The organism is Streptosporangium sp. NPDC002544, assembly GCF_040295965.1.
GTDB lineage: Bacteria > Actinomycetota > Actinomycetes > Streptosporangiales > Streptosporangiaceae > Streptosporangium.
In genome coordinates, this window is the sequence record NZ_JBEOWJ010000003.1 from 167,791 (window position 1) to 182,522 (window position 14,732).

Here is a 14,732-nt window from a genome sequence, read left to right on the forward strand (position 1 = left end):
CCCGGCCGAGGCCTTCCACTTAACCAAGCGCTCGCTTGGCGAGATTACCAGCATGCCGGGACGTCAACAAGCCGACCCGTGAGGCGCTCTCCCTACAGGCCTGCGGCGGCGGCCAGGCGGGCGCGGTGCGCCTGCGGGGTGCCGAGGAGCTGGGCGTCCGCGGTGGCCCGCTTGAAGTAGCGATGGGCCGGATGCTCCCAGGTGACGCCGGTGCCGCCGTGGACCTGGATGCTCTCGCCCGCGGCGGCCAGGTAGGCCTCCGTGCAGTAGGAGCCCGCGACGGCGGCCCGGACGGGAAGCTCCTCCGGCGGGGCGCCCGCGGCGGCCAGGGCGGCCGAGCGGGCCGACTCGACCAGCAGGAGCACGTCGGCGAGCTTGTGCTTGATCGCCTGGAAGGAGCCGATCGGGCGGCCGAACTGGTGGCGCTGTCTCGCGTGGGCCACCGCGGTCTCCAGGCAGCGGGCCGCCCCGCCCACCTGCTCGGCGGCCAGCGCGGCGACCGCCAGGTCGCGGACCCGCTCGTGCGCCGTGCCGGAGCCGATCCGGACGACGGGGACGGCGTCGAAGGCGAGCGCGGTGAGCGGGCGGGTCTGGTCCAGGGTGGGCAGCGGCGTGCGGGAGGAGGGGGCGGCCTCAAGGAGCGCGCCGCCCGCGTAGGCCAGCACCAGCTCGCCGTCCAGGGCGTGCCGGGCGATCCCGGTCAGCCGGTCGCCGTCCAGCACCAGCTCGGCGTCGCCGGGGAGCAGCACGGTCGCGGTGACGGCGCCTTCGGCGATGCCGGGAAGCAACCTGGCCATGGCCGCCCGGTCGCCGGTGGCCTTGATCGCCTCCACGGCCAGCACCGCGGTCTGCAGATAGGGATGGGGTGACAGGGCGCGGCCGACCTCCTCGCACACGACGGCCGCCTCGGCCATGCCGCAGCCCGCGCCGCCGTACTCCTCGGGGACCGCCAGGCCGGCCACGCCCAGCTCGGCGGCGAACCGGACCCAGGGGGCGTCCGGGTACCGGGCGAGGAAGGAGCGGACCGCGTCACGGAGCTCCAGCCGCTCCTCGGAAAGGCTTGGGGAAACGCTCGCGAAAAGACTCACGGCAACAGCATAACCAAGCGCTCGCTTGCCTCGTAAAATTTGCCCCACTCTGGGTATTAGTGCAGGTCAGATATACTGCCGATGGCCACGAGTACATGTGATCGGGGGATCGGTGGCTTTGGCAGAAAGCAACTACACGCTTGACTTCGTCGCGGGGGACCGACGGGATCGCGCCATTCTCCGGCACATGGTCCTCTCGCTCTTCGTGGGGATGCTGCTGGGTGGCGTCGGAGCGCTACTGCTCTACGGCCCCGGCCTGCCTGGTGCGATCTACAACCCGTACGCGTACGTCCTCCTCGCCGTCGTCGTGGGGCGGACCGCGGCCGGTTTCGGCTGGGCGGTGCTCTCCAGCGTGCTCGCCGCCTTCGGGGTGCTGCTCTCGATACTGACCGCCACCCTCTTCGAACCGGGAGACTGGCTCACCAGGCTCGGCGACGACGGCGCCACGATGAACCTCACGGTCGTCAATCTCGTGACGACCGGGGTTCTCGCCTACCTCGCCAAGCGCCCCGACCGCTGGGGAGCCCTCGCGGCCGGCGGGGCGGTCGGGCTGGTCCTGTTCGGAGGCATCGACAAGATGATGCCCGGCCCCGGGCACGTCCCCGGCTTCTGGCCGTGGGGAGCCGCGGTCGTGATCGTGTTCGCGCTGGGGATGCTGGTCTCACTGGCCCGCGGCAGGGAGCGCGCCTGCTCCGCGTTGGTCGCGCTGGCCCTGGGAGCCTTCTACTTCGTTTTCCTCGCCGGGCTCTGAAAGGGGCGACGGCCGACAATCGGCTTGCCGGACTCGATAGCCTGTAGAGCATCGATCCCTGCTAGCTAGGAGTAGCCGTGCTGCTGCGCATGTCGTCGCTGTTTCTTCGAACGCTGAGGGACGACCCGGCAGACGCGGAAGTCCCGAGCCACAAGCTGCTCGTCCGCGCCGGTTACGTCCGCCGCGTCGCCCCCGGCGTCTACTCCTGGCTGCCCCTCGGCAAGACGGTCCTGGAGAACGTCACGCGCGTGGTGCGCGAGGAGATGAACCGGATGGGCGGCCAGGAGGTGCTCTTCCCCGCGCTCCTGCCCCGTGAGTACTACGAGGCGACCGGCCGCTGGACCGAGTACGGGGACACGCTCTTCCGCCTCAAGGACCGCAAGGGTGCCGACTACCTGCTCGGTCCCACCCACGAGGAGATGTTCACCGACATGGTCAAGGGGGAGTACTCCTCCTACAAGGACTATCCGGTGACCCTCTACCAGATCCAGACGAAATATCGCGACGAGGCCAGGCCCCGGGCCGGCATCCTGCGCGGGCGCGAGTTCATCATGAAGGACTCCTACTCCTTCGACCTCGACGACGAGGGTCTCAAGCACTCCTACGAGCGCCACCGCGAGACCTACATCAAGACCTTCGACCGGCTCGGCATCACCTACAAGATCTGTTTCGCCACCTCCGGCGCGATGGGCGGGTCGGCCTCCGAGGAGTTCCTCGCCCCCGCGGCCACCGGTGAGGACACCTTCGTGGCCTGCCACGACTGTGGCTACGCGGCCAACGCGGAGGCCGTCGTCACCCCCGCCCCGGTCGCCGAGGGCACCGGCGAGCGGCCCGCCATGCGGGTGCTCGACACCCCCGACACCCCGACCATCGAGTCGCTGGTCAACCACGTCAACGAGCACCACGGCCTGGGCATCACCGCCGCCCAGACGCTCAAGAACATCGTGGTCAAGGTGACCGTCCCGGGCTCCGGCAAGACCGAGACCCTGGTCGTGGGCGTTCCCGGAGACCGTGAGGTCGACTTCAGGCGGCTGGAGGCGTCCCTGGCCCCCGGTGAGCCCGCCATCTTCGAGGCCGAGGACTTCGCCAGGCACCCCGGCCTGGTCCGCGGCTACATCGGCCCGCAGGTCCTGCGGGATCTCGGCATCCGCTACCTCGTCGACCCCCGCGTGGTCGACGGCACCGCCTGGGTGACCGGCGCCAACGAGCCGGGCAAGCACGCCGCGGACGTCGTCGCGGGCCGTGACTTCGTCGCCGACGGCACCATCGAGGCCGCCGAGGTCCGCGCGGGCGACGCCTGCCCGGTCTGCGGCTCGGGCCTCTCCATCGACCGCGGTATCGAGATCGGTCACATCTTCCAGCTCGGCCGAAAGTACGCCGACGCCGCGAAGCTCGACGCCCTCGGCCCCGACGGCAAGCCGATCCGCATCACCATGGGCTCCTACGGCGTCGGCGTCTCCCGCGCCGTGGCGGTGCTGGCCGAGCAGCGGCACGACGAACTCGGCCTGCTGTGGCCCCGCGAGATCGCCCCGGCCGACGTCCACATCGTGGGCACCGGCAAGGACGGCCAGATCGAGGCCGCTGTGAAGATCGCCGAGGAGTTGGAGGGCCGCGGCCTGCGGGTCCTGGTGGACGACCGCTCCGGGGTCTCGCCGGGCGTGAAGTTCAAGGACGCCGAGCTGCTCGGCATGCCGACGATCCTGATCGTCGGCCGAGGCCTCACCCAGGGCGTCGTGGAGCTGCGCGACCGCGCCACCGGCGCCAAGGAGGAGATCCCGCTCGCCGAGGCGGTCGACCGCGTCGTGGCGGCCTGCGAGGAGTGAACCCGCGGGCCGGGAGGCGACGATCTCGCCCCGCGCCACCGCACATGTGAAGGAGCGGCCCACCCGCCGGGTGGGCCGCTCTTTCACGTCTGCGGCCCCGTCTCAGTAGTGGCGGTAGCGGGAACTCCGGCCGATCGTCCTGCCCACGTGGAATCCGCCGGGCAGGTTGACGGTGACGTGTTTGCGGCCGTCGGGAGTTCTCGCGACGTGGAATCTGCGATTGCCGAAGCCGTGGCCGACCCCTCGTGGAGACAGGTCGATCCGGAAGGGACCGATTTTGATCGACTTTCTGTATCCCCAGCCCATTGTTCTCTCCCCGAACCTCGTGCCGTGTCAGAAGAACGACCGGAGTTCGCGAACGGTTCCCGGGAAACGCCCGTCAGCGACGCGCACCGCTGCCGAGCGTCTTGCGCCAGTGGAAACCGCCGGGCAGGTTGACGCTCAGCGTGCGGCGCCCGTCCGCCGTCTTGGTGACCCTGAAGGCACGGTTTCCCCAGCTGTGACCCACTCCACTCCGCGAAAGGTTAAGACGGAACGGACCGAACTTCATGGATTTCCGGTATCCCCAGCCCATTACTCCTCCTCAGGCGTGTTTCACGGAGATTCAGCTACCCGGCAGGCGCCGTACAAACATGCTCGAAAGCGGGTTTGAATCTCATCTCATGAACACGGGGGCCGTGGTCAGGCATCGAATACCGCGCCGACCGGCCCGTCACCCCGGGAAATCCTTACTCCGGGAAAGCGGCCATCGGTGAAAGTCACCCGGTGGCGGCCGCCGTGGGGGTGGCGGTGGGTGAGGTGCTTGGGGAGGCGGCGGGCGCGGGCGGCATGCCGGGGAAGGTGTCGATCTCCGGGCGCAGGTTGTAGGAGCGGGTGACGCACTCCTGCATGGCCAGCGCGGCCATCTTGCGCAGCGCCGTGTCGGCGGAGGCAGCCAGCTCCAGGTAGGCGCCGGTCACCCTCCGCTCGACCAGCACGGCCAGCTCCACCGCCTGCGCCGCCGTGGACGGCGTGACCGGGAGCTCGTAGACCGCGGCCGGCTCGGCCGGGGTGCCGCCCATCTTGACGATCATGGTGCGGAGCTGGTCACGGCGGGCGCGGTGGGCGTTGTAGGCCGCCGTCATCTCGGTGCGCAGCCTCCCCGTGCTCCTGGCCCCGATGACCCCGTACGCGTACACGGCGGCGTGTTCGGCCGCCAGCGCCGCGCCGAGCCCCTGGTCGGCCCTCACAGCGATCTCGACAGGGCCAGGGCGTGCGCGGCCTCGCAGGCGCCGATGGACGCGATCAGCTGGGCCAGCGGGGGCGAGGCCCCCTCGACCTGCCGGGCGCGGAGCGCGGCCGCCCTGCGCTCCAGGTCGCGAAGGGCTCGCACCGACGTCCTGCCGCCCGCGGACGCGCCGCCGGAGGGCGAGGGGGTGGGCGAGGAGGCGGGTGTCGCGGAGACGGAGGCGGCGGCGGGCGGGAGGCGGCGGCGGAGCTCGGCCAGATGGGCCTCGTGCCGCTGCCTGAAGGGCGCGAGCCTGGCCGAGGCGGCCGAGGCGTACAGGGCCACTGTCCGCTCCTTGCCCGCGATCAGCTCCCGCAGGAGCACGGTCTCGGGATCGGGACGCTCGGCCACCGGAGGCACCCGTTCCTCGGCGGCGCAGCCCGCGGCGGCCACGGCCGCAACCCCGAGAGCGCCGCCCCGCAACAGGGCGCGCCGGGAGACGGAACGCACGGACGACCTCCGGTTCTGTGTCGGCAGCTGACGCACCTAGCATCGTACGGGCTTGGAATAATGGCACCCACCTCGCTTCTCGGGCGGCTCCGCCACACCGAGTGGCGCTGTTTCCACGCCCTGGTGTGGATAGGCTGGTTAATCGCATGGGCGAGGTCCGCCCGGCTGAGATCGTGACAATGGGAGGTCGGCATGGGCAACGCCACATCCCGCGACCGCCTGATGAAGCTTCTGGAACCTGTCGTCGGAGCCGAGGGGCTCGACTTGGAGGACGTCACGGTCACCCCCGCGGGCAAGAGGCGGCTGCTGCGTGTCGTCGTCGACCGTGACGGCGGCGTGAGCCTCGACGACGTCGCGGAGGTCAGCCACGCGGTCTCCGCGACGCTGGACGCCGACGACGCGATGGGAAGCACCCCGTACGTGCTGGAGGTCTCCTCCCCGGGGGTGGACCGCCCGCTCACCGAGCCGCGCCACTGGCGCCGCGCGGTGCGGAGGCTGGTCAAGGCCGACCTGAGGGACGGCACCGTCGTGGAGGGCCGGATCGTCGCCACCGACGAGACCGGCGTGGAGCTGGACGTCGACGGCGCGCCGCGCCGCATCGACTATGAGGACCTGACCCGAGGACGGGTTCAGGTGGAATTCCGCCGGCTCGACGACGCCGAAGACGACGGCGAAGACGGCGACGAGGGCTAAGGGGGAGCCTCGTGGACATCGACATGAGCGTCCTGCGCAGCCTGGAGCGGGAGAAGGACATCTCCTTCGACCTGGTCGTCAAGGCGATCGAGGACGCGCTGCTGATCGCATATTTCCGGAGCGAGGGCGCGGCGGCCAAGGCGCGCGCCGAGCTCGACCGCAAGTCCGGGCACGTGACCATCTTCGCCGCCGAACTCGACGCCGAGAGCGGGGAGGTGCTCAGGGAGTTCGACGACACCCCGGGCAACTTCAGCCGCATCGCCGCGACCACCGCCAAGCAGGTCATCCTGCAGCAGCTCCGTGACGCCGAGGACGAGATCAACTTCGGGGAGTTCGCCAGCCGCGAGGGCGAGCTGGTGGCCGGCGTCATCCAGCAGGGCAAGGACCCGAGGGTGGTCCTGGTCGACCTGGGCAAGATCGAGGCGGTGCTGCCGCACAGCGAGCAGGTCCCGGGTGAGGAGTACGTCCACGGCGAGCGGATCCGCTGTTACGTGGTCCAGGTCAAGAAGGGGCACAAGGGCCCCTCGGTGACCCTGTCGCGTACCCACCCCGGGCTGGTGAAGAAGCTCTTCGCGCTGGAGGTGCCGGAGATCGCCGACGGTACGGTGGAGATCGCCGCCATCGCCCGCGAGGCCGGTCACCGCACCAAGCTCGCGGTCAGGTCGCGGCGGCCGGGGGTGAACGCCAAGGGCGCCTGCATCGGCCCGATGGGCTCGCGCGTGCGCAACGTGATGACCGAGTTGCACGGTGAGAAGATCGACATCATCGACTGGTCGGAGGATCCCGCGGAGTTCGTGGGGAATGCCCTGTCGCCGGCGCGCGTTTCCCACGTAGAGGTGATCGACTTCGACGGCCGTGCCGCGCGGGTGACCGTGCCGGACTACCAGCTCTCCCTCGCCATCGGCAAGGAGGGGCAGAACGCCCGGCTGGCCAACCGCCTCACCGGCTGGCGCATCGACATCCGTCCCGACACCCAGCCGGGGGACGCGGCAGGTTCCGCAGATGCGTCCACACGGTAAGCTGGAATATGGTGGCCAGGCTGCCCCACTGAGAACGTGTGTGGGGTGCCGGGTTCGCACGGTTTCCTCCGAGCTGCTCCGCCTGGTGGTGGTCGAGGGCGTTATAGTCCCCGACCTGCGAAGACGGCTCCAGGGGCGTGGTGCTTCACTGCATCCCACCCTGAGCTGTCTCGAACTCGCAGAGCGTCGCCGAGCGTTTCCGCGTGCGTTTCGCGTTGCGGTTCCGCTCGACCTGTCGCGGCTGCGTGGCCACCTGGAAGAGCAACAGGCTGAAAGGATCGGGTGAAATGGTTACCGACTGTCATGTAGGACGCCGATTTGATGGGCTGGTCAGATAGCTATGAGCGCCTGATGAGCATGCGGCGATGAGTACGTCAACGTAACGACGGTCCGGCGGCACCGCCTCCCGGGCCGAGACAAGGGAGTGCAGTGGCGAAGGTCCGGGTATACGAGCTCGCCAAGGAGTTCGGTGTGGAGAGCAAGGTCGTCATGGCCAAGCTCCAGGAGATGGGCGAGTTCGTGCGTTCGGCGTCCTCGACTATCGAAGCACCGGTAGTCCGCAGGCTCACGGAAGCGCTAGGCGGCCCCAGTAAGGGTTCGTCCGACAGGGGCAGAGGCCCCAGGCCGCCTCAGGCGGCACCTCGGCCGGGTGACGGCCAGCCAAACGGCGTCTCTGCGGCGCCGACATCCATCCCCAAGCCGGGACCGGCCCCTCGGCCGGGACCGCGACCGGGTCCCGTACCGGCTCGTCCTGTGGCGCCCGCGCCGCAGGCCCCGCCGGTCGTTCCCAGGCCGGAGCCCCAGCAGGCGCAGCCTCCGCAGCCGCCGCGGCAGCAGCCGCCGCAGGTGCAGCCGCCGCGCTTCGAGGCGCCCCGCAGCGACAGCGGCCGTCCGGCGGGCCCCAAGCCGGGTCCGCGGCCCGCTCCGCGCCCCGGTCCGGCGGCGCGCCCCGAGGCACGTCCGGAGGGTCGTCCCTCGGGTGGCCACGGCGGAGCGCCCTCGGGTCCCAGGCCCGGTGCCGGCGCGGGCGCGCCCAAGCCGGGTCCGCGTCCGGGCCCGCGTGGTCCGCGCCCCGGTAACAACCCGTTCTCGTCGAACGCCAGCGGCATGGGCCAGGCCCGTCCGCCGCGTCCCGGCGGCCCCGGTGGCCCAGGTGGTCCCGGTGGTCCCGGCCGCGACGGCGGCCCCGGCGACAGGGGGCCGCGTCCCGGTCCGCGTGAGGACCGCGGTCCCCGCGAGGGTCGCGACAGCGCCGGTCCCCGTCCGCCCGGTGCCCGTTCCGGTCCGCCCGGTGCGGCCGGCCCGCGTCCGGGTCCCGGCGCGGGTGGCCCGCGTCCCGGCGGCGGTGCGGGTGGCCCCGGTGGTCCGCGCCCCGGTGGTCCGCGTCCCAGCCCGATGATGATGCCGCAGGGCCGGCCCGCCGGTCCCGGTGGCGGCGCGGGCCGTCCCGGTGGCGGTGCGGGTGCCGGTCGTCCCGGTGGCGGCGCGGGTCGTCCCGGTGGCGGCGGCGGTCGTCCCGGTGGCGGTGGCGGCGGTTTCGCCGGCCGTCCGGGTGGCGGTGGCGGCGCGGGCCGTCCCGGCACCGGAACCGGTGGTCCCGGTGGCGGCGGCGGCGGTTTCGCCGGCCGTCCCGGTGGCGGTGGCCGTGGCCGCGGTGGAGGCACCGCGGGCGCGTTCGGCCGTCCCGGCGGACGCCCGACCCGCGGTCGCAAGTCCAAGCGCCAGCGGCGTCAAGAGTTCGACAACATGCAGGCCCCGGCGATCGGCGGCGTGCAGGCTCCTCGCGGCAACGGGCAGACGATCCGCCTGTCGCGCGGCGCCTCCCTGTCGGACTTCGCCGACAAGATCGGCGCGATCCCGGCGTCCCTGGTGCAGATCATGCTGCACCTGGGCGAGATGGTGACCGCCACGCAGTCGGTCAACGAGGAGACGCTCCAGCTTCTGGCCGCCGAGCTCGACTACAACCTGCTTGTGGTCAGCCCGGAGGAGGAGGACCGCGAGCTCCTGGAGACCTTCGACATCGAGTTCGGCGAGGACGAGGGCGACGAGTCCGACCTGGTCGCGCGCCCGCCGGTGGTGACCGTCATGGGTCACGTCGACCACGGTAAGACCAAGCTGCTCGACGCCATCCGCAACACCAACGAGGTGGCGCAGGAGGCGGGTGGCATCACCCAGCACATCGGTGCCTACCAGATCGCCGCCGAGCACGAGGGCGAGGACCGGAAGATCACCTTCATCGACACCCCGGGTCACGAGGCGTTCACCGCCATGCGTGCCCGAGGTGCCAAGGTGACCGACATCGCCGTCCTGGTCGTCGCGGCCGACGACGGTGTGAAGCCGCAGACCATCGAGGCGCTCAACCACGCCCAGGCGGCCGACGTGCCGATCGTCGTCGCGGTCAACAAGGTCGACAAGGAGGGGGCGGACCCGAACAAGGTGCGCGCCCAGCTCACCGAGTACGGCCTGGTCGCCGAGGAGTACGGCGGCACCACGATGTTCGTCGACATCTCCGCCAAGAACGGGACCGGCATCGAGAACCTTCTCGAGGCCATCCTGCTCACCGCGGACGCCGAGCTCGACCTGCGGGCCAACGACACGATGGACGCGCAGGGCGTCGCCATCGAGGCCCACCTCGACAAGGGCCGCGGTCCGGTCGCGACCGTGCTGGTCCAGCGCGGCACGCTCCGCGTCGGCGACTCGATCGTCTGTGGCGAGGCCTTCGGCCGCGTCCGGGCGATGCTCGACGACAAGGGCGAGGCGATCCAGGAGGCCGACCCGTCCCGTCCGGTGGCGGTCCTCGGTCTGACCGCGGTGCCGGGCGCCGGTGACAACTTCATCGTCGTCACCGACGACCGGATGGCGCGCCAGATCGCCCAGCAGCGCGCGGCGCGCAAGCGCATCGCGGACATGGCCAAGTCCGGCCGCCGTCGCACCCTCGAAGAGCTCTTCAGCGAGATGGAGAAGGGCCAGGTCGACGAGCTCAAGCTCATCATCAAGGGTGACGTCTCCGGTTCCGTCGAGGCTCTGGAAGACGCGCTGCTCAAGATCGACGTCGGTGACGAGGTGCGCCTGCGGGTGCTCCACCGCGCCGTCGGTGCGATCACCGAGTACGACGTCAACCTGGCGGTCGCCGACGACAACGCGGTCATCATCGGCTTCAACGTGCGCCCCGAGGTCAGGGCGCGCGATCTGGCCGAGCGCGAGGGCGTCGACATCCGCTACTACTCGGTCATCTACCAGGCGATCGAGGAGATCGAGGCGGCCCTCAAGGGCATGCTCAAGCCGGAGTTCGAAGAGGTCCAGATGGGCACCGCGGAAGTCCGCGAGGTCTTCAAGGTGCCGAAGATCGGCAACATCGCCGGTGCTCTGGTCCGCTCGGGCACGATCGTCCGCAACAGCAAGGCCCGTCTCATCCGCGGCGGGGTCGTCATCTCCGACAACCTCACCGTCTCCTCGCTGCGTCGCTTCAAGGACGACGCGACCGAGGTGCGCGAAGGGTTCGAGTGCGGTATCGGTGTCGGCTACAGCGACATCAAGATCGATGACGTCATCGAGACCTTCGAGATGCGGGAGAAGCCGCGCGTCTGATGCCCCCGGACAGGCAGCAGGACCGTCCCGCCGGCCGCCCCCTCTGGGGCGGCGGCCGGCGGGCGGCCCGCCCCTGAGGTGGCACAGTGACGATCGTGGCGGGTGATCCACTATGTATGTAGGTGCCCTGACATTGGACATCCTGCTCGGCGATGTCCACTCGCTGAAGCAGAAGCGCTCGGTGGTGCGTCCCATCGTCGCCGAGGTACAGCGACGGTTCCCGGGCGTGGCCGTGGCGGAGACCGGCCATCTCGATCTGCATCGCCGTACCGAGATCGGGATCGCGGTCGTCTCCGCCACCGCGGCCAACTGCGGTGCGGTGCTGGACGACTGCGAGCGGCTGATCGCGTTCCGCCCGGAGATCGAGTTGCTGTCCGCCAGACACCGGCTCTACAACGAGGACGAAGACTAGGTGTGGAGACGGCCGGCGGCGGAGGCACCCCTCCCGCTCCGGCCGTTCCCACAAGAAGGGGGGAGCTATGGACGCCGCACGAGCACGCAAGATCGCCGACCGGATCCAGCAGGTCGTGGCGGAGATGCTGGAGCGCCGGATCAAGGACCCCAGGCTGGGGTTCGTGACCGTGACGGACACGCGAATCACCAACGACCTGAGCGACGCCACGGTGTTCTACACCGTTTTCGGCTCTGAGGCGGAACGAGCCGACTCCGCCCTGGCGCTGGAGAGCGCCAAGGGGCTCATCCGTTCGGAGGTGGGCCGCCAGACGGGGCTGCGCCACACGCCGACGCTGACGTTCACCCACGACCCGCTCCCGGACACCGCCCGTCACCTGGAGGACCTGCTCGCCGAGGCGAAGGCCAGGGACGTGGAGATCGCCAAGCGGGCCGAGGGGGCCCTGCACGCGGGGGACGCCGACCCCTACCGCAAACCCGAGGACAGGGACCACGACTTCGGGGACGAAGAGGATGAATCCTCGGAGCGCGCGGGACGCTCCGCGACGTGACGCCCGATCCGCGTGCCGACGGCCCGGTCTCCGGCCAGGACTGGGACCGGGCCGTCGAGCTCATCTCGGCCGCGGACGAGGTCGCGCTGGCCTGTCACGTCTCGCCCGACGGTGACGCGCTCGGCTCCACGCTGGCCGTCGGGCTCGCGCTGCGCGCGGCGGGCAAGCGGGTCACCGCGTCCTTCGGTGACCGGAGTTTCCATGTGCCCAGGCTGCTCCGCTTCCTGCCGGGGCAGGACCTGCTGACCGACCCCGCGCACTATCCCGCGGTACCCGAGGTGATGGTCACCTTCGACGTCCCCACCGCCGAGCGCCTTGGCACGCTGGCCGGAAACGCGGACAGGGCACGAGAGCTGATCGTGCTGGACCACCACCCGTCCAACACCGGGTTCGGCACGCTCAACCTGATCGACCCCGCCGCCGCAGCCACCGCCGTGCTCGCCGAGGAGTTGATCCGCAGGCTCGGCCTGCCGATCGACGGGGCCATCGCGACCTGCCTGTACGTCGGGCTCGTCACCGACACCGGCTCGTTCCGGCACTCCTCCACCACCCCGCGGGCGCATGCCATGGCCGCCCGGCTGGTGGCATGCGGGCTTGACCCCGAGCAGATCGCCCGTGAGCTGTGGGACCGCTCCCCGTTCGGCTACCTGAAGGTGCTCGGTGCCGCGCTGGAGCGGGTTCGGCTGGAGCCCGAGGTGGGCGGCGGCCTGGTCTGGACGTTCGTCACCCGGGCCGACCGGGCCGCGCACGGGCTGCCGTACGACGAGGTGGAGGGGATCATCGACGTGGTCCGGCGCACCGACGAGGCGGACGTCGCAGCGATCCTCAAGGAGGACGACGAGGGCGCCTGGCAGGTCTCGACGCGTTCCAAGGGCGGGGTGGACGTCTCGCGCGTCTGTGCCGAACTGGGCGGCGGCGGGCACGCCAAGGCGGCGGGTTTCACCTCCCACCTGCCCGTCGAGGAGACGATCGCCAGTCTCCGGGCACTGCTGTAGAACTCCCCTGACACATCTGTCAAAGGAATCCCATTGAGCACGGCTCGCGCCAAGCGCACCCCGCCGCCGAGCGGGCTGATCATCGTCGACAAGCCCGCCGAGTGGACCTCCCACGATGTCGTGGCCAAGCTCCGCGGCATCGCGGGCACCCGCAAGGTCGGCCACGCGGGCACCCTCGACCCGATGGCCACCGGGGTGCTGGTGGTCGGCGTCGAGAAGGCCACCCGCCTGCTCGGCCACCTCGCGCTCACCGAGAAGGGCTACGACGCCACGATCCGCCTCGGCCAGGCCACCAACACCGACGACGCCGAGGGGGAGATCATCGCCACGGTGTCGGCGGCGGGTGTCACCGAGGAGGACGTCCGCAAGGGGGTCGCCGCACTGACCGGTCCGATCATGCAGATCCCGCCACAGGTCAGCGCCATCAAGGTGAACGGCGAACGGGCCTACAAGCGAGCCAGGGCGGGGGAGGAGGTCACGCTCAAGCCACGTCCGGTGACCGTGTCGGGTTTCGAGATCACCGCGGTGCGACGGCACGGCGACCTCGTCGACGTCGACGCCTCGGTCTCCTGCTCCAGCGGCACCTACATCCGCGCGCTCGCCCGTGACCTGGGCGCCGGTCTGGGTGTCGGCGGCCACCTGACCGCCCTGCGCCGTACCCGGGTGGGCCCCTACGACCTGTCGGCGGCCCACACCCTGGAGGGGCTCGCCGCCGAGTGCGTGATCCTGCCGATGGCCGATGCCGTCGCGGCGGCCTTTCCCCGCCGGGACGTGACCGCGGCGGAGGCGGGCTCCGTCGCGCACGGTGGACGGCTTCCCGCGCTGGGCATGGGGGACGGGCCCATCGGGGTGTTCGGCCCCGACGGCACGCTGGTGGCACTGGTGGAGGAGCACGGCAAGATCGCCAAGTCCCTGGCGGTGTTCGTCCCCTGACGGCCGTACCGTGGTGGGTGCGCCTTCGACAGACGTCAGGGGGCATGTCGACGCCAAGGGGCTCCCCGATTGGGGAGAAGGTCCAAGAGCATGGCAGGCTTTAGGGGTCGATCCGCTACAAGGGGAAGAGGCTGCGGTGCGAGGCTGGCACGGATTGGACGACGTGCCCGAAGACTGGGGCAGGTCCGTCGTCACGATCGGCGTCTTCGACGGCGTTCACCGCGGGCATCAGCAGATGGTGGCTAGAGCCGTCGCGATGGCCGCGGATCTTGGAGTGCCCTCGGTGGTGGTGACCTTCGACCCGCATCCGGAGGAGGTGGTGCGGCCCGGCACGCACCCTCCGAGGCTGACGACGGCCAGGCACCGCACCGAGCTTCTGGCCGGGCTGGGGGTCGACGCGGTGTGCGTCCTGCCGTTCACCCTGGAGTTCTCCCGGATGAGCCCCGACGAGTTCGTGCAGACCGTGCTCGTCGACCGGCTGCACGCCGCCGGGGTCGTGGTGGGGGAGAACTTCCGCTTCGGCCACAAGGCCTCCGGTGACGTGGAGACGCTGCGCACCCTCGGCGAGAAGTACGACTTCGTGGCCGAGGCGGTCCCGCTGGTCAGCGATGGTGAGACGATCTCCTCCACGCTGATCCGCGAGCAGATCGCCTCCGGTGACATGGAGGCGGTCAGGCTGACGCTCGGCCGCCCGCACCGGGTCGAGGGTGTGGTGGTCCGCGGCTACCAGCGCGGCCGGCAACTCGGTTTCCCGACGGCCAACCTGGAGTCGCCGGAGTTCACCGCGATCCCCGCCGACGGTGTCTACGCCGGCTGGCTGCAGGGCGTCGAGACCGGCAACCTGCCCGCCGTGTACGGCGGCGAGCGCTGGCCCGCGGCGATCTCCGTGGGTACCAATCCGACCTTCGAGGGCGTGCCCCGCACCGTCGAGGCGTACGCGCTCGACCGTGACGACCTCGACCTCTACGGCGCGCACGTGGCCGTCGACTTCGGGCCGAGGCTCCGCGGCAACACCAGGTTCGACTCGATCGAGGCGCTCATCGAGCAGATCCACGCGGACGTGGACGAGGTGCGGCGCCTGACCGGCTGATCTCTCCCGCACGACCCTCGCGCCACAAGGGCCGTCACCCTCCCGGCGGGGGCCGGACCCATGGGGCTCTCGC

16 protein-coding genes are annotated in these 14,732 nt (G+C 70.9%); 11 read left to right on the plus strand and 5 right to left on the minus strand.

The annotated features are described in order from the left end of the window. Positions 1–92: 92 nt before the first annotated feature. The gene (locus ABT061_RS05560; RefSeq protein WP_350913017.1) at positions 93–1,088 is read right to left on the minus strand and encodes an acyl-CoA dehydrogenase family protein; all 996 of its coding nucleotides are present in this window, start codon (positions 1,086–1,088) and stop codon (positions 93–95) included. Positions 1,089–1,200: 112 nt separating this feature from the next. On the opposite strand from ABT061_RS05560, the gene ABT061_RS05565 reads away from it, so the two are divergent. Both ABT061_RS05565 and ABT061_RS05570 read left to right on the plus strand, forming a co-directional pair. After that, positions 1,201–1,839 carry a hypothetical protein gene (locus ABT061_RS05565; RefSeq protein WP_350913019.1) on the plus strand — a complete coding sequence of 213 codons (639 nt, stop codon included), beginning with the start codon at positions 1,201–1,203 and terminating at the stop codon, positions 1,837–1,839. A 77-nt stretch (positions 1,840–1,916) separates the two neighbouring features. Beyond that, on the plus strand, positions 1,917–3,662 hold the full coding sequence (locus tag ABT061_RS05570; RefSeq protein WP_350913021.1) for a proline--tRNA ligase: 1,746 nt from the start codon (positions 1,917–1,919) through the stop codon (positions 3,660–3,662). Positions 3,663–3,764: 102 nt separating this feature from the next. On the opposite strand, the gene ABT061_RS05575 is transcribed toward ABT061_RS05570, so the two are convergent. The 4 genes from ABT061_RS05575 to ABT061_RS05590 form a co-directional block, all read right to left on the minus strand. Beyond that, positions 3,765–3,968 (minus strand): DUF4236 domain-containing protein, encoded by a 204-nt coding sequence (locus ABT061_RS05575; protein ID WP_350913023.1) that lies wholly within the window; start codon positions 3,966–3,968, stop codon positions 3,765–3,767. Positions 3,969–4,041: 73 nt separating this feature from the next. After that, a complete protein-coding gene (locus ABT061_RS05580; RefSeq protein WP_350913025.1) occupies positions 4,042–4,236 on the minus strand; it encodes a DUF4236 domain-containing protein in 195 nt (64 codons plus the stop codon). A 184-nt stretch (positions 4,237–4,420) separates the two neighbouring features. Continuing rightward, positions 4,421–4,891, minus strand: a complete 471-nt coding sequence (locus tag ABT061_RS05585; protein WP_350913027.1) for a ferritin-like domain-containing protein — start codon at positions 4,889–4,891, stop codon at positions 4,421–4,423. Further along, positions 4,888–5,379 carry a hypothetical protein gene (locus ABT061_RS05590; RefSeq protein WP_350913028.1) on the minus strand — a complete coding sequence of 164 codons (492 nt, stop codon included), beginning with the start codon at positions 5,377–5,379 and terminating at the stop codon, positions 4,888–4,890. The genes ABT061_RS05585 and ABT061_RS05590 overlap by 4 nt, the downstream gene beginning before the upstream one ends. A gap of 192 nt (positions 5,380–5,571) precedes the next feature. Here ABT061_RS05590 and rimP point away from each other — a divergent pair, with 192 nt between their 5' ends. From rimP to ABT061_RS05635, 9 genes are all read left to right on the plus strand, one after another. Beyond that, positions 5,572–6,072, plus strand: coding sequence for a ribosome maturation factor RimP (gene rimP / locus ABT061_RS05595; protein WP_350913030.1), 501 nt, complete (start codon positions 5,572–5,574; stop codon positions 6,070–6,072). An 11-nt stretch (positions 6,073–6,083) separates the two neighbouring features. Next, positions 6,084–7,091 carry a transcription termination factor NusA gene (gene nusA, locus ABT061_RS05600; protein ID WP_350913032.1) on the plus strand — a complete coding sequence of 336 codons (1,008 nt, stop codon included), beginning with the start codon at positions 6,084–6,086 and terminating at the stop codon, positions 7,089–7,091. Then, positions 7,075–7,377: a YlxR family protein gene (locus ABT061_RS05605; protein ID WP_343968962.1), complete on the plus strand. Its 303-nt coding sequence runs from the start codon at positions 7,075–7,077 to the stop codon at positions 7,375–7,377. Before nusA ends, ABT061_RS05605 begins: the two co-directional genes overlap by 17 nt. 143 nt (positions 7,378–7,520) lie before the next feature. After that, positions 7,521–10,679, plus strand: coding sequence for a translation initiation factor IF-2 (infB, locus tag ABT061_RS05610; RefSeq protein ID WP_350913034.1), 3,159 nt, complete (start codon positions 7,521–7,523; stop codon positions 10,677–10,679). A gap of 112 nt (positions 10,680–10,791) precedes the next feature. After that, entirely contained in the window at positions 10,792–11,091 is a 300-nt protein-coding gene (locus ABT061_RS05615) for a DUF503 domain-containing protein (RefSeq protein ID WP_350913036.1), read from the plus strand. A gap of 67 nt (positions 11,092–11,158) precedes the next feature. Next, positions 11,159–11,641, plus strand: a complete 483-nt coding sequence (rbfA, locus tag ABT061_RS05620; protein ID WP_350913038.1) for a 30S ribosome-binding factor RbfA — start codon at positions 11,159–11,161, stop codon at positions 11,639–11,641. Further along, entirely contained in the window at positions 11,638–12,636 is a 999-nt protein-coding gene (locus tag ABT061_RS05625) for a DHH family phosphoesterase (RefSeq protein ID WP_350913040.1), read from the plus strand. Before rbfA ends, ABT061_RS05625 begins: the two co-directional genes overlap by 4 nt. A gap of 33 nt (positions 12,637–12,669) precedes the next feature. Next, entirely contained in the window at positions 12,670–13,569 is a 900-nt protein-coding gene (gene truB / locus ABT061_RS05630) for a tRNA pseudouridine(55) synthase TruB (protein ID WP_350913042.1), read from the plus strand. Positions 13,570–13,705: 136 nt separating this feature from the next. Next, entirely contained in the window at positions 13,706–14,659 is a 954-nt protein-coding gene (locus ABT061_RS05635) for a bifunctional riboflavin kinase/FAD synthetase (protein WP_343973847.1), read from the plus strand. Positions 14,660–14,732 lie beyond the last annotated feature (73 nt).

Bases quoted from the DNA above. Each gene is read 5' to 3' on its own strand.
- ABT061_RS05615 (WP_350913036.1), top strand. From the start codon at position 10,792: ATGTATGTAGGTGCCCTGACATTGGACATCCTGCTCGGCGATGTCCAC.
- ABT061_RS05605 (WP_343968962.1), top strand. From the start codon at position 7,075: ATGCGTCCACACGGTAAGCTGGAATATGGTGGCCAGGCTGCCCCACTG.
- ABT061_RS05580 (WP_350913025.1), bottom strand. From the start codon at position 4,236: ATGGGCTGGGGATACCGGAAATCCATGAAGTTCGGTCCGTTCCGTCTT.
- ABT061_RS05575 (WP_350913023.1), bottom strand. From the start codon at position 3,968: ATGGGCTGGGGATACAGAAAGTCGATCAAAATCGGTCCCTTCCGGATC.
- rbfA (WP_350913038.1), top strand. From the start codon at position 11,159: ATGGACGCCGCACGAGCACGCAAGATCGCCGACCGGATCCAGCAGGTC.
- rimP (WP_350913030.1), top strand. From the start codon at position 5,572: ATGGGCAACGCCACATCCCGCGACCGCCTGATGAAGCTTCTGGAACCT.